This is a genomic window from Streptomyces krungchingensis, from assembly GCF_054729265.1.
This window is the reverse complement of sequence record NZ_JBPUKY010000001.1, coordinates 3,160,291-3,172,983: the sequence shown is the minus strand read 5'-3', so window position 1 is coordinate 3,172,983 and position 12,693 is coordinate 3,160,291. Positions and strand designations below refer to the sequence as shown.

Sequence of the window (12,693 nt, the reverse complement as noted above, 5' to 3'; positions counted from 1 at the left end):
GTCAGGACGTCGTCATGGGGCGGTCGTACGGGCCTATCGGTGCCGGCAGCCGGGACGTTCCTGTCAGGGCACGGTCCACCGCCGCGGCCACCGCACGGCCCTCGGCGATCGCCCAGACGATGAGGGACTGGCCACGCGCCGCGTCCCCGGCGGCGTACACCCCGGGGACGTTGGTCTGGAAGTCCGCGTCGCGCGCGATCGTGCCGCGCGGGTCGAGGGCGAGACCGAGTTGGTCGATCAGACCGTCCCGGCGGTCGGGGCCGGAGAACCCGAGGGCGAGCAGCACCAGATCAGCGGGGAGCGTGCGCCCCGACTCGGCGATCGGGCGGCGCCGCTCGTCGACCTCGACGAGGTGCAGTTCCCGCACGTGCCCGTCCGCGTCCCCGGCGAAGCGGAGCGTGGACGCGGCGAAGAGCCGTGCGTCCGCGTCCGCCGCGGGTGCCGTCTCCAGCGCCCCGGCCTCCTCGTGCGCGGCCGAGAGCCGGTAGATCTTCGGATACGTCGGCCACGGCTCGACGTCCTCGTCGCGCTCGGCCCGCGGCAGCGGGTAGATGTCGAGCTGGGTCACCGACGCGGCGCCCTCCCGTACCGCCGTCCCCAGGCAGTCCGCGCCCGTGTCACCGCCACCCACGATCACCACGTGCCGGCCGGCCGCGGACAGCGGCGAGACCTCCAGATCCCCCTCGCACACCCGGTCGGCGAGGGGCAGGTACTCCATCGCCTGATGGATCCCGTCCAACTCTCTGCCCGGCACATCCAGTTCACGCCAGGCCGTCGCGCCGACGGCGAGTATCACCGCGTCGTACCGCGCCTTCAGATCCGTGGCACGGATGTCCCTGCCGATCGCCGTCGACGTACGGAAGCGGGTCCCCTCCGCACGCATCTGGGCGAGCCGCCGGTCGAGGTGCCGCTTCTCCATCTTGAACGCGGGGATCCCGTACCGCAGCAGTCCGCCGACCCGGTCGGCCCGCTCGTACACGGCGACGGTGTGCCCGGCCCGCGTCAACTGCTGCGCCGCCGCGAGCCCGGTGGGCCCCGAGCCGATCACGGCGATGGTCCGCCCGGACAGCCGGTCGGGCGGGCGCGGGGGAGTGAAGCCGTCCTCCCAGGCTCGGTCCGCGATGGCGACCTCGACGTTCTTGATGGTCACCGCCGGCTGGTTGATCGCGAGGACGCAGCCGGCCTCGCACGGAGCCGGGCACAACCGCCCGGTGAACTCCGGGAAGTTGTTGGTGGCGTGCAGCCGGTCGCTCGCCGCGCGCCAGTCCTCGCGCGAGACCAGGTCGTTCCACTCGGGGATCAGATTGCCCAGGGGACAGGCGTCGTGGCAGAAGGGGACTCCGCAGTCCATGCAACGGTCGGCCTGCTTGCTGATGATCGGCAGCAGGGCTCCCGGGACGTACACCTCGTTCCAGTCCCGCACCCGCTCCTCGATGGGCCGGCGCGGGTACTCCTCGCGCGGTGTGGTCATGAACCCTTTGGGATCGGCCATGGCCGTCTCCCTCGCGTACGCGTACCGGCAGGGAGCCGCGCGCCGGCGCACGTGAACGGGCCATGACCTCCGCGCGACACTCCTTTCCCGCCACGATACGTCCCCTTCAGGAGCCCCGCCGCTCAGGTGAGGGGCCGCTCCCTCGGGGCCGCCCGGGGGCGTCCTGAGGGCCGTTCACAGGGTCGGCCGGAGGGCCGCTCGCAAGGTCGTCGGGAGGGCGTCCCCGGGGCCGAGCCGGACGGTCCGGACGGTCCGGACGGTCCGGGGCGGAGCACCAGGGCTCAGGTCAGGGCGAGCGTGTACGACACGGCGGCGGCAGCCGAGGCGACCGTGCGGACGTGGTTCCACCACGTCCACTCCCGTACGTACGTGCGCCAGTACGCGGCGGCCTCCTGCGTCCCCGGGTCCAGCTTGAGCAGCGTGTCGTTGCGCGGCACGTTCGCGACGATCGTCACTCCGAACGACCCGAACAGATACAGCGCGCTGCCCAGCAGCAGCTCCACCGTCCCCTCGTCCGGCAGCAGCACGAACGTGACCACTCCGAGCACGGCGCACAGCCCCGCCGAGCCGACGAACACCAGCATGAACGGCGGTCGCACCGCCGCGACATTGATCGCGTTCATCGCGGCCACCCCCTGCGCGGGCGGCAGGTCGGCGAGCCCCCTCATCACGAAGGTCGAGAATCCGCAGAAGACCCCGGCCACCACCCCGCAGCCGAGCACTCCCAGCACCGTCAGTACGAAATACGGTCCATCGATCATGTTCACTCCCCCGTCCCCGAGACCAAAGATCTTGCACCGACCGTCACCACAAGTGAAGCCCCCTGCGTCCACAGTGACCATCACCGAGGAGCGCGGGCACATGCGTGAACGTCCAGACCGCGCGCCGCGCCCGTGCGCCAAAGAGCGGGTTCCCTGCTCACACGCCCCGCATCCGCCGGAAACGGGTGGGGCACGCTCCTCACCCGCGCCGGAGACGAGCCCTGCCGCCCCGTCCGGCACGGGCCGCCGGGGCCGGAGACGGGCCCTGCCGTCCCGTCCGGCATGAGCTGCCGGGGCCGGAGACGAGCCCTGCGGCCCTGTCCGGCACGGGCTGCCCGGGCCTCGCTCACCCCTCACCGTCACCCCTGACCGTCAGCCGTCAGCCGTCAGCCGTCAGCCGTGGCCGGTGGCTGGTGAGCCGTGAGCCGTGAGCCGTGAGCCGTGAGCCGTGAGCCGTGACCCGTGGCGCGTGACCCGTGGCCTTTGGGCCGTGGGCCGTGGGCGGTGGTGGTCTGTGGGCCGTGAGCCCTTGTGCCGTGCGCCGGGGCCACGCCCTCACGCGTGACCCGTGCCTCCCTCGCGCCATGTGCCGAGCCGCGCCTCCACCACGGCCTCGATCCGGCGGCGTGCCTCGTGGCGCGGCACGCCGTCCATCAGCAACTGGTCGTACGACGTGTCCACGTGCCGTACGGACGCCCGGACCGCCGCGGTCACCGCCCCCTCCGACAGCGCACGGCCCGCCGCACTGCGCCCCACCCGTCCGCTTCCGCGCACCGAGGCGTGGCCGGCGATCGCCCGGGCACGGTCGGCCGGACAGCGCGGGAACAGCCGGCGTATCTCCCGTGCGAACGCGTCCGTGAACCGCACGTCCTCCCTCTCCCGCCGTCGTGCCTCCCGCACCCGGCGCCGCCTCCTCGCCTCCGCGTCGGCCAGACACCGTGCCTCGGCACGGGCGAGGGCTTCCTCCTCCACGAGCAGGCCCTGCCGTTCGTAGCGGCCACGCCGCCGGTTGAACCGCACCACCACCGCCGACAGCGCACTGCCCTCCCGCGATCTCCGCGTCAGCGCGGTGTCCCCACGCGGCAGGAAGACCAGGTGCCCGAGATCGGCGCAGTCCAGGCACCGAGGTGCCCCTTCCTCCACCACGAGCATCGCCAGCGGTCCGGTCCGGCAGTCACCGCAGTGTCGCCTCTTGAGCGGCTGGACGACGAGAAGTCCGCTCCCTTGCAGGGGAGTTGCCATCGGTGCCATACGCGGTTCATTCCCCCCTTCGCCCCGTACGGAATGCGGGGGCATGCCGTCTTTCCCGGCCGATACGGCCCCCGGGCCGTATCGGCTGCCCCCGGAGCCCTGCCGCCGTCCCCGTCGGCCGACGAGAACCTCGCCCGCCCGGGGCATCATGGGCTCTGTGCGACTCGAAGCGATCACCTGGGAACGGCTCGGCGACCGTCTCGCCGATCGCCTGCTCGACATGAAGCCGGACGACGGCAGTCCGTGGCCGCGCATCGCCTTCGACGGAGCCCCCGCCGCCCGCCCCGGCGAACTCGCGCACCGCGTCTCCGAAGCGCTGCGCATACGCGGCCGGACCTCGCTCGTCGTCGGCACCGAGGGCTTCCTGCGCCCCGCGTCGCTCCGCCTCGAATACGGTCACCAGGACGCCGACAGCTACTACGACGGCTGGTTCGACACCGGCGCCCTCTGGCGCGAGGTCTTCGGCCCCCTGGATCCGGACGGCGACGGGCGCGTGCTGCCCGACCTCTGGGACCCGGTCAGCGACCGCGCCACCCGCAGCCCCTACGTGCAACTCCCGCCCGGCGGAATCCTGTTGATGCACGGCCCCTTCCTCCTTCGCCACTGGTTCCCCTTCGACCTCAGCGTTCACGTGCTCCTTTCTCCGGGCGCCCTGCGACGCCGTTCCCCCGAGGCGGATCAGTGGACCCTCCCCGCCTTCGCGCGCTACGAGGCCGAGGTGGACCCGGGCGCCACGGCGGACCTCATGGTGCGCGCCGACGATCCACGCCATCCGGCTTGGAACGGCTGAACGATCGCTCACGGCCACTGACGCGAAAAGGCTTTTATATGCACGTGCATATAGTTAGCCTGTTGTCCATGACGACCTCCGCTGTGAGCCCGGCATCCTTCGACGACTCGGTTCGTGCCCTCCTCGACGGCAAGAACTTCGCCAGCGTCGCCACCCTCGGACCTGGCGGCGCTCCGCAGAACTCCGTGGTGTGGATCAAGCGCGACGGCGACACCGTCCTCTTCTCGTCGACCGCCGGACGCCAGAAGGTGCGTAATCTCCGGCGCGACCCCCGCATCAGCCTCTCCGTCTTCGATCTCGCCAACCCCTACTCCTCGGTCGAGATCCGCGGCACCGCCGAGATCCTCCCCGACGACGGCAAGCGTCTCCCGTACGAGCTCTCCCACAAGTACCTCGGGATCGACCCCCCGGCGGAGAAGGACGACGAGGTCCGCGTGATCGTCCGCGTCGTCCCGCGGAAGGTCGTCGGCTTCTCCGCCTGATCCCGTGGGCCACCGCGCGGGTGGGGGCTCCGGCAGCGCCGGAAATCCCGTAGTTCCGGGTGCGTTCGTCCGGCGACACGGCGAGAATTGAGGGCGCCGGGACTAGCGGTGCGTCCCGCGCCGCGCCGGCCGTCCGGCACTGGGAGGTACTACATGACCACCGCCGGAGACATCATGCACCGCGGTGCCCAATGGATCCCCGCGCACGAGACCCTGGACCGCGCCGCCCAGCTGATGCGCGAGCTCAACGTGGGCGCCCTGCCCATCAGCGACGAGAACGAACGGCTCTGCGGCATCCTCACCGACCGCGACATCGTCGTCGGGTGCGTGGCCAGGGGTCACGACCCGGCGAAGATCACCGCGGGAGACCTCGCCCAGGGCACACCGCGCTGGATCGATTCGAGCGCAGATGTCGACGAAGTGCTCCAGGAGATGAAGGGGCACCAGATCCGCCGGCTTCCCGTGATCGAGAACAAGCGGCTGGTCGGCATGATCAGCGAGGCGGACCTGGCCCAGCATCTGACGGAGGAACAACTCGCCGACTGGGTCGAGGGCGTCTACGCGAGGAGCCTGGCCGGCTGACACGGATGTCCAGTCGTCCCCGAGGGCGCACTCTCGTCCGGCCGGCCGTGCCGGGCGAGGGGCGTCTCAGAGCCAGCCGTTGCGCCTGAATCCCCGGTACAGCACGACACAGGCGATGGATATCACGCCTATGACCAGGGGGTAGCCGAACCTCCAGTGCAGTTCCGGCATGTTGTCGAAGTTCATTCCGTAGACGCCGCAGACCATGGTCGGCACCGCGATGACCGCCGCCCATGCCGTGATCTTCCGCATGTCCTCGTTCTGCGACACGGTCACCTGCGCGAGGTGGGCCTGGAGGATCGAGTTGAGCAGTTCGTCGAAGGCCGCGATCTGTTCGGCGACGCGCATCAGATGGTCGGAGACGTCGCGGAAGTAGGCCTGTATCTCCGGGTCGACCACGCGTATCGGCCGGGTGGCGAGCTCCTGGACGGGGCGTGCGAGCGGCACCACCGCACGCTTCAGCTCCAGGAGTTCGCGTTTGAGCTGATAGATGCGGCCGGCGTCCGCACGGGCTCCGTTGGGAGCGAACACATCGGCCTCGACCTGGTCGATGTCCGACTGGACCGAGTCCGTGACGCTCACATATTCGTCCACCACGTGGTCGGCGATCGCGTGCAGGACGGCCGCCGGCCCCTTGGACAGCTGCAGACGGTCGGCCTCCAACTCCTCGCGCAACGGCCCCAGGGAGCCGTGCCGTCCGTGCCGCACCGTGATGACGAAGTCCGGTCCGACGAAGACCATGATCTCGCCGGTGTCGACCACTTCGCTGGTCGCCGTCAGTTCCTTGTGCTCGACGTAGCAGACGGTCTTGAACACCGCGAACAGCGTGTCGCCGTACCGCTCCAGCTTCGGGCGCTGATGGGCTTCCACCGCGTCCTCGACGGCCAGCGGGTGCAGGTCGAAGAGTTCGGCGATGCCGGCGAACTCGCGATCCGTCGGCTCGTGCAGCCCGAGCCAGACGAAACCTTCCTCGTCCTTGCGGATCCGCTCCACGGTGTCGACCAGGTCGCGGCCGCCGGGGACTCTGGCGCCGTCCCGATAAGCGACGCAGTTCACCACGGCGGAGCCCAGGGGAGACCGGGCGGGGTGGCTCAGGTCGACACGGGCACGCCGCCGTGTCAGCCGTGCCACCTTGCGGAGGCCGCCGACCGCGCCGAGGGCCGTCACCTTCCGCAGATTCCCTGCCATGGACATCTGGATCTCCTTGCGTGGATCTCCTCGCGCCGCACTTTGCGCCTTGGCGCGCCAGTCTGCCAGTCCTGATCGGATGCCGGAAAAGCCTGTGGGAACGGAATATTCCGTTCCGTTGAATGTGGGTGGGTACGGGACCGCGCCGCCGGTCCGCGCCGACGCCGCCGAGGTGAGCGTCTCGCGAGTGCCGGCGAGGCGTGCCCGGTCGAGAACCGCATGGACCTGCGGGTGGACGTGTGCCCGCGGGGCGCTCGCGCATGCGGGCGAGTGGGCGAGGAGCGGCCGGCGGGTGTCGCTGGGGGGTGGGAGCGGTCCCGCCGGTGCCGACGACGGGAGCGTCGCCGATTCCCGGCAAGCCGGTCAACTGGGATGATCTCTCCATGACGCGAACCGACGGATACCTCCTCGACAACCGGCAGAACGAGGCGGGGCAGCGCTTCGACGCCTTCGCCACCGTCTTCGACCCCACGACGTTCCGGCACTTCGAGAGCTTCGGCATCGGATCCGGCTGGCGCTGCTGGGAGGTCGGCGCGGGCGGCACGTCCGTGGTGTCCTGGCTCGCCAAGAAGGTCGGCCCGACCGGCCGGGTCCTCGCCACCGACATCGACACCTCGTGGGTGGCCTCGGCCGCGCGCTCGCCCGTAGAGGTCCGCGTCCACGACGTGGGCGCGGAGGAACCGCCGGGGGAGGGCTTCGACCTCGTGCACGCCCGGCTCGTCCTGGTCCATGTGCCCGACCGGGAGCGGGCGTTGCGCTCGATGATCCGGGCCCTGCGGCCCGGCGGCCGACTCCTCGTCGAGGACGCCGACCCCGCCCTGCAGCCCCTGCTCTGCCCCGATGAGTACGGCCCCGAACAGCAGCTCGCGAACCGGCTGCGCAAGGGGTTCCGCAGTCTGCTCGCGGAGCGCGGCGCCGACCTCGCGTACGGCCGCAAGCTCCCGCGCCTGCTCCGCGAGGCCGGCCTGAGCGGCGTCGAGGCCGACGCGTACTTCCCCGTCGCCTCACCCGCCTGCACCGCGCTGGAGACGGCGACGGTCCAGCAGATCCGCGACCGGCTGGTCGGCGCGGGCCTCGCCACCCACGAGGAGATCGACCAGCACCTCACGAACGTCGCCTCCGGAAGCATGGACCTGGCGACGGCACCGATGATCTCCGCGTGGGGGCGCAAGAAGTAGCCGGCGCGGCCATCGTGCCGTCGCCGGCTGCTCGTGACCGTCGTCAGGGGCGGGTCGGAGGCCTGCCGCCGACCCGCTCGACCGCCCTCGCTCCCGCCGCGCACCCCTCCACCGCCGCCTCCTCGGGGTCCGCGCCCGCGAGCAGGGCGGCCAGGAACGCCCCGGTGAAGGCGTCCCCGGCACCCGTGGTGTCGCGAGGGGTCGCGGGCGCCGCCGGGACACGGGCCAGGATGCGCCCCGAACGGGCCACCAGCGCCCCGTCGCCGCCCTGTTTGGCGACGACCAGGGGCACGTGGTGGCTGAGCTTTGCCGCGGCGTCGGCCGGATCCGGCAGCCCGGTCAGCAGGTGCGCCTCGGCACGGCTGGGCAGCAGGACGTCGATGCCCTCGACGAGCCCGAGGAAGCGGTCCACGCCCAGTTCGACGAGGAAACCCGCCGACGCCGGATCCAGACTCACCGGCACGCCACGCGCGCGTGCCGACTCCAGCGCCACCGGCAACAACGCCCTGCCCGGCTCGGAGAAGAGCAGGTATCCCGACAGGTGCAGCCGCGCCACACCGTCGAGGAGCGCGGACGACCAGTCGGCCGGTTCGAGCCGCAGGGACGCCCCGCTGTCCGTGAGGAACGTCCGCTCGGCCGCGGCGCCCTGGTCGACCAGACAGATCACCGTCCCGGTCGGTGCCCGCGGATCCACGACCAGCAGCGGACGTACCCCGCAGGCGGCGAGCTCGCGTCCGTGCCACTCGGCCGCGTCCGTGCCCACCCGGCCGAGCATCCGTACGTCCGGGCAGCCCCGATGCGCCGCCCAGCACGCGACATTGGCGCCGGCCCCGCCCGGCAGGGTCCGGATCGCGGCAGCCGTGTCCGTGCCCGTGGTGAGCGGCCCCCGATGCCGGGCGACGACATCCGTGACCACGTCCCCGACGACCAGCAGCGCGCCCGAGGAGCTCCCGGCGCCCCGCCCGGCTTCCCCGCGGCCCGTCCCGCTCACACCCGGGCCCAGGCCGCCGCGATCCGTGCCGCGAGGCGTACGTTGCCGCGCACCGCGGCCAGATTGGCGCTCAGCGAGGCACCGTCGGTGTGCCGGACCAAGTAGTCCAGCAGGAACGGCGTCACCGCCTGCCCCGTCATGCCCTCCGCCTCGCACGCCTGCAGCGCGTCGGCGAGCACGCGCGCATGGAGCCCCGGATCGAGCTGCTCCTCCTCGGGGACCGGGTTCGCCACGATGAGGGACGAGTCCGGGGCGTCCAGCACGTCCTGTGCGCGCATGACCTCGGCGACCTGCTCGGGGGAGTCCACCGTCCAGTCGACGGGATGACCGGAGTCCGACAGATAGAAGCCGGGGAACCGGTCCGTGCCGTACCCGGCCACCGCCACACCGAGCGTCTCCAGGCGCTGCAGGGTCGCCGGCACGTCGAGGATCGACTTCACGCCCGCGCACACCACCGTGATCCTGGTGCGCGCCAGCAGGCCCAGGTCGGCGGACTCGTCCTGCGTCACCGTCCACTCCCGGTGCACCCCGCCCAGCCCGCCCGTGGCGAACACCCGCAGACCCGCCCGCGCGGCCAGCAGTGCCGTCGCGGACACCGTCGTCGCCCCGCTCGCGCCCGCCGCCATGGCGAGGGGCAGGTCGCGATGGCCCAGCTTGCGGATCCCTTCCTCGTTGGCGACCCGCTCCACCTGGTCCTTGTCCAGCCCCACGTGGGGCCGCCCGTCGAGCACCGCGATCGTCGCGGGTACCGCGCCCTCCTGCCGTACGGCGTCCTCCAGCTCCAGCGCGACCTGCAGATTGCGCGGGCGGGGCAGCCCGTGCGCGATGATCGTCGACTCCAGAGCCACCACCGGCCGGCGCGCGTCGAGCGCCTCTCGCACCTCTTCGGACACCACGATCACGCGTCTGCCTCCTGTCGGTCGAGGGTCCCCCGTATCTGGATCTCTGGCGGGCGGCGCACCCGGTCAAACTCTTGCGAGCCGCGCCGTACGCCACCAGCCTGGGGACATGACGGACAACTCGACACGTCTCGACCATGTCGTCCTCTGGGTGCGCGACCCGGCCGCCGCGGCCGCGTTCTACGAGGACGCCGTCGGCCTGGAGCCCCTGATGGTCGCCGAATACGCCGCCGGAAAGGCGTCCTTCCCTTCCGTGCGCGTCAACGAGGAGACCATCCTCGACCTGGCGCCGCTGCCCCTGGCGGAGTACATGAACATGGTCCCGGGCGGCACGGAGAGTGCCGGACACCCGGTGAACCATGTCTGCCTGTCCTTCCCGGAGGACGAGTTCGACGCCCTGCGCGCCCGTCTGGAGGAACGGTCCGTCTCCGTCTCGGGCTTCTCCTACGACGCCTCCGGCGCCCGCGGGCCGGCCAAGCGCAGCTTCTACTTCCGCGACCCGGACGGAAACGTCTTCGAGGCCCGGCACTACGAGTAGTCCCCCTGGCCCCCTCGGCGAATCCGGCCGGTCGAGCGGCGGGGCACCCTCGCCGCCGCTCCCGACGGCCCTGCCCTTAGGGTGACCGCTCATGACCACGAACACCGGTGCCACCCCGTCCTTCGCCGTGCACATCCCCGACGCCGAGCTCGAACCGGAGCCGCTGGACCCGGCCCAGATCGTCTCCGGCGAGCCGGTCGTGACGGGCAAGGTGCTGTGGGAGTCCCCCGACGGCAAGCAGCTGCGCGGCATCTGGCAGATCACGCCCGGCGTGGTGACCGACACCGAGGCGAACGAACTCTTCGTCGTGGTCAGCGGCCGCGCCACGATCGAGGTCGAGGGCGGCGACGTCATCGAGGTGGGCCCGGGCGACGCGGCGATCCTGCGCGAGGGCGACCGCACGACGTGGACCGTGCACGAGACGCTGCGCAAGGCGTACCACATCAGCCTCTGAAGTCCTCGAAACCTTCGGAGCCTTCGCAGCTCCTGAAGCTCCTGAAGCTGCTGAAGTCCTGGACCCCTGAAGCCACGAAGTCCAGAGGCCTTTGCACGTCGCAGGGCCTCTGGGGCTCGACAGCATCCGCCGGCCCGGCTCATCGGCCGCGGCGGCTCCGGGTGAACAGCGCCAAGCCGCCCAGCGGCACCAGCAGACAGGCGGCGGCGAGGTTCAGCCAGCCGTAGCCCGCCTGCGCGGCGACGACTCCGGCGGTCGCTCCACCGAGCCCGGCCGCCGTGTTCATGGTCAGGTCGGACAGTCCCTGGGCCGCGGCCCGTGCCGCCTGCGGCACGGAGTCCGTGAGGAGCGCGGAGCCCGACACGAGCGCGGAAGACCAGCCGAGGCCGAGCAGGAACAGTCGCACCGCCGTCTGCTCGTGGCGGGCACCCGCCGTCCCCGCGAGCAGCGTCGCCACCGCCAGCAGGGCCACCGCGAGCGCTATCCCGGACAGCCGGCCGAGCCGGTCCGAGAGCCGCCCCATCAGCGGCGAGAACGCGTACATGCCCGCGATGTGTCCGCTGATCACCAGCCCGATCAGATCGATGCTCGCCCCGTGGTGCCCGAGGTCCACGGGGGTCATCGACATGACCGAGACCATGGCCGTGTGCGCGACCGCCACGGTCACGAGTGCCAGCCTGGCCCGCGGCGAGGCCGCGACGGCGGCGAACCCGGCCCGCAGCGAGCGCGCGTGGGCCGACCTCTCCTCGACCGGGGCGAGCGCCCTGGCGGTCAGCAGCGGATCGGGCCTCAGGAGTACGGCCACCAGCAGCGCCGACGCGAGGAACACCCCGGACGCCCACAGGAACGGTCCCGCCGCCTGGGGGATGCCGAGTCCCGAGACGCTGCGTCCGGCGGGCGCGGCGATGTTGGGGCCCAGCACCGCGCCGATCGTCGTCGCCCACACCACGTTCGAGATGGCGCGGGCCCGCATCGTGGGCTCGGCCAGGTCGGCGGCGGCGAACCGCGCCTGCAGATTCGCCGACGAGGCCGCGCCGAAACCCGCCATGCCGAGCAGCAGCAGCGGGAAGTTTCCGACGCTCGCGGCGACCACGACGACCGCCGCGCCCGCCGCACCGATGAGATACCCCAGCACAAGGCCAGGCCGCCGTCCTCGCGCCGTCATCAGCGCCGCCAGCGGCACCGAGAGCACCGCCGTACCGGTCACGGTCGCGGTCGGCGCCAGTCCGGACAGCGACTCGGTGCCGCTGACCTGCTGTGCCAGTACGGTGGCGAGCGCGATGCCGGTGGCGACGCCGAGCCCGCCGAGGATCTGACCGGCGATCAGCACGGCGGTGATGCGGCGGCGCAGCGCGGGTATCGCCTCGGCGTCGACGGGGACGCCGGCCTGCCGCTCGACGGACGTCACGCGGGACACCGGGGCGCGACGGAACAGGACGCGGTACAGGATCTGGTCACCGGCGCAGTGTCCCAACTCGCACCCCTGTACGAACATCCGCCGGAGGTCCCGGTCAACGGCGGTGCCGGCGTCAGAACAGCGGCTCCGGCAGCACGCCTTCCAGCGCGAGCAGTTTCCGCTTGGTCTCCAGGCCGCCCCCGAACCCGCCGATGCCGCCGTCGCTCTCGACCACCCGGTGGCAGGGCACCACGACCGGCAGCGGATTCGAGCCCATGGCCACGCCCACGGCCTGCGCCGCGCCCGGCTGGCCGACCCGTCCGGCCAGGTCGCCGTAGCCCACGACCGAGCCGAACGGCACGCCCGAGGCGAGTTCGCGCAGCACCTGACGGTTGAACCCGGAGATCAGGGACCAGTCGAGCGGCAGCTCGAAGTCGTGCCGCTCGCCCGCGAAGTACGCCGAGACCTGGCGTATCGCCTCCGCGAGCAGGGGGGATCCGGGTGCCTCGACGGGGTCGGTGCCCAGCCGGGACGCGAGCCGGTCGAGTGCCTTGTCGCGCACCGGTTCCGTGGCGTGGAACACGACGTTCACCAGGCCGTCGCGTGTCGCCGCGAGCAGCAGCGGACCTATGTCCGTGCCGACGACGGTCCACACGACCTGTTGCCCGTACTGCCCGTGGCTGTCCATGCG

General features: G+C 72.0%; 14 protein-coding genes. 6 read left to right on the top strand and 8 right to left on the bottom strand.

Annotated features, from left to right (window positions below):
- Position 1: 1 nt before the first annotated feature.
- The 3 genes from ACSYGO_RS14165 to ACSYGO_RS14155 all read right to left on the bottom strand — a co-directional run bounded on the left by ACSYGO_RS14165 (position 2) and on the right by ACSYGO_RS14155 (position 3,504).
- The gene (locus ACSYGO_RS14165) at positions 2-1,492 is read right to left on the bottom strand and encodes a glutamate synthase subunit beta (protein ID WP_426675995.1); all 1,491 of its coding nucleotides are present in this window, start codon (positions 1,490-1,492) and stop codon (positions 2-4) included.
- A gap of 281 nt (positions 1,493-1,773) precedes the next feature.
- Positions 1,774-2,253 carry an anthrone oxygenase family protein gene (locus ACSYGO_RS14160; RefSeq protein ID WP_432175833.1) on the bottom strand — a complete coding sequence of 160 codons (480 nt, stop codon included), beginning with the start codon at positions 2,251-2,253 and terminating at the stop codon, positions 1,774-1,776.
- Between the two features lie 555 nt (positions 2,254-2,808).
- On the bottom strand, positions 2,809-3,504 hold the full coding sequence (locus ACSYGO_RS14155; RefSeq protein WP_432175832.1) for a DUF2293 domain-containing protein: 696 nt from the start codon (positions 3,502-3,504) through the stop codon (positions 2,809-2,811).
- A 148-nt stretch (positions 3,505-3,652) separates the two neighbouring features.
- Between ACSYGO_RS14155 and ACSYGO_RS14150 the strand changes: the two genes are divergently transcribed.
- From ACSYGO_RS14150 to ACSYGO_RS14140, 3 genes are all read left to right on the top strand, one after another.
- Positions 3,653-4,294, top strand: coding sequence for a nucleoside/nucleotide kinase family protein (locus tag ACSYGO_RS14150; protein WP_432189116.1), 642 nt, complete (start codon positions 3,653-3,655; stop codon positions 4,292-4,294).
- A gap of 68 nt (positions 4,295-4,362) precedes the next feature.
- On the top strand, positions 4,363-4,776 hold the full coding sequence (locus ACSYGO_RS14145; RefSeq protein ID WP_460386798.1) for a PPOX class F420-dependent oxidoreductase: 414 nt from the start codon (positions 4,363-4,365) through the stop codon (positions 4,774-4,776).
- 153 nt (positions 4,777-4,929) lie between these two features.
- Positions 4,930-5,358: a CBS domain-containing protein gene (locus ACSYGO_RS14140; RefSeq protein WP_426676000.1), complete on the top strand. Its 429-nt coding sequence runs from the start codon at positions 4,930-4,932 to the stop codon at positions 5,356-5,358.
- 66 nt (positions 5,359-5,424) lie between these two features.
- Here the strand turns inward: ACSYGO_RS14140 and corA are convergent, their stop codons facing one another.
- Positions 5,425-6,552: a magnesium/cobalt transporter CorA gene (corA, locus tag ACSYGO_RS14135; protein WP_426676001.1), complete on the bottom strand. Its 1,128-nt coding sequence runs from the start codon at positions 6,550-6,552 to the stop codon at positions 5,425-5,427.
- A 377-nt stretch (positions 6,553-6,929) separates the two neighbouring features.
- On the opposite strand from corA, the gene ACSYGO_RS14130 reads away from it, so the two are divergent.
- Positions 6,930-7,724 carry a methyltransferase domain-containing protein gene (locus tag ACSYGO_RS14130; protein ID WP_426676002.1) on the top strand — a complete coding sequence of 265 codons (795 nt, stop codon included), beginning with the start codon at positions 6,930-6,932 and terminating at the stop codon, positions 7,722-7,724.
- 43 nt (positions 7,725-7,767) lie between these two features.
- Here ACSYGO_RS14130 and ACSYGO_RS14125 read toward each other — a convergent pair whose 3' ends face one another.
- Positions 7,768-8,715 carry a carbohydrate kinase family protein gene (locus ACSYGO_RS14125; RefSeq protein ID WP_426676003.1) on the bottom strand — a complete coding sequence of 316 codons (948 nt, stop codon included), beginning with the start codon at positions 8,713-8,715 and terminating at the stop codon, positions 7,768-7,770.
- Entirely contained in the window at positions 8,712-9,617 is a 906-nt protein-coding gene (locus ACSYGO_RS14120) for a pseudouridine-5'-phosphate glycosidase (RefSeq protein ID WP_460386797.1), read from the bottom strand. Before ACSYGO_RS14120 ends, ACSYGO_RS14125 begins: the two co-directional genes overlap by 4 nt.
- Positions 9,618-9,723: 106 nt before the next feature.
- Here ACSYGO_RS14120 and ACSYGO_RS14115 point away from each other — a divergent pair, with 106 nt between their 5' ends.
- Together ACSYGO_RS14115 and ACSYGO_RS14110 are read left to right on the top strand one after the other, a co-directional pair.
- Positions 9,724-10,152, top strand: coding sequence for a VOC family protein (locus ACSYGO_RS14115; RefSeq protein ID WP_426676005.1), 429 nt, complete (start codon positions 9,724-9,726; stop codon positions 10,150-10,152).
- Between the two features lie 91 nt (positions 10,153-10,243).
- Positions 10,244-10,606 (top strand): cupin domain-containing protein, encoded by a 363-nt coding sequence (locus ACSYGO_RS14110; RefSeq protein WP_095933578.1) that lies wholly within the window; start codon positions 10,244-10,246, stop codon positions 10,604-10,606.
- Positions 10,607-10,745: 139 nt separating this feature from the next.
- Here ACSYGO_RS14110 and ACSYGO_RS14105 read toward each other — a convergent pair whose 3' ends face one another.
- Complete coding sequence (locus ACSYGO_RS14105; RefSeq protein WP_460389713.1) at positions 10,746-12,014, bottom strand: MFS transporter; 1,269 nt, start codon at positions 12,012-12,014, stop codon at positions 10,746-10,748.
- A 121-nt stretch (positions 12,015-12,135) separates the two neighbouring features.
- Complete coding sequence (locus ACSYGO_RS14100; protein WP_426676006.1) at positions 12,136-12,690, bottom strand: methylated-DNA--[protein]-cysteine S-methyltransferase; 555 nt, start codon at positions 12,688-12,690, stop codon at positions 12,136-12,138.
- Between the last annotated feature and the right edge of the window lie 3 nt (positions 12,691-12,693).

Excerpts from the sequence above, each read along its gene's own strand:
- ACSYGO_RS14165 (WP_426675995.1), bottom strand. The coding sequence starts at position 1,492 with ATGGCCGATCCCAAAGGGTTCATGACCACACCGCGCGAGGAGTACCCG.
- ACSYGO_RS14160 (WP_432175833.1), bottom strand. The coding sequence starts at position 2,253 with ATGATCGATGGACCGTATTTCGTACTGACGGTGCTGGGAGTGCTCGGC.
- ACSYGO_RS14155 (WP_432175832.1), bottom strand. The coding sequence starts at position 3,504 with ATGGCACCGATGGCAACTCCCCTGCAAGGGAGCGGACTTCTCGTCGTC.
- ACSYGO_RS14150 (WP_432189116.1), top strand. The coding sequence starts at position 3,653 with ATGGGCTCTGTGCGACTCGAAGCGATCACCTGGGAACGGCTCGGCGAC.
- ACSYGO_RS14145 (WP_460386798.1), top strand. The coding sequence starts at position 4,363 with ATGACGACCTCCGCTGTGAGCCCGGCATCCTTCGACGACTCGGTTCGT.
- ACSYGO_RS14140 (WP_426676000.1), top strand. The coding sequence starts at position 4,930 with ATGACCACCGCCGGAGACATCATGCACCGCGGTGCCCAATGGATCCCC.
- corA (WP_426676001.1), bottom strand. The coding sequence starts at position 6,552 with ATGTCCATGGCAGGGAATCTGCGGAAGGTGACGGCCCTCGGCGCGGTC.
- ACSYGO_RS14130 (WP_426676002.1), top strand. The coding sequence starts at position 6,930 with ATGACGCGAACCGACGGATACCTCCTCGACAACCGGCAGAACGAGGCG.
- ACSYGO_RS14115 (WP_426676005.1), top strand. The coding sequence starts at position 9,724 with ATGACGGACAACTCGACACGTCTCGACCATGTCGTCCTCTGGGTGCGC.
- ACSYGO_RS14110 (WP_095933578.1), top strand. The coding sequence starts at position 10,244 with ATGACCACGAACACCGGTGCCACCCCGTCCTTCGCCGTGCACATCCCC.
- ACSYGO_RS14100 (WP_426676006.1), bottom strand. The coding sequence starts at position 12,690 with ATGGACAGCCACGGGCAGTACGGGCAACAGGTCGTGTGGACCGTCGTC.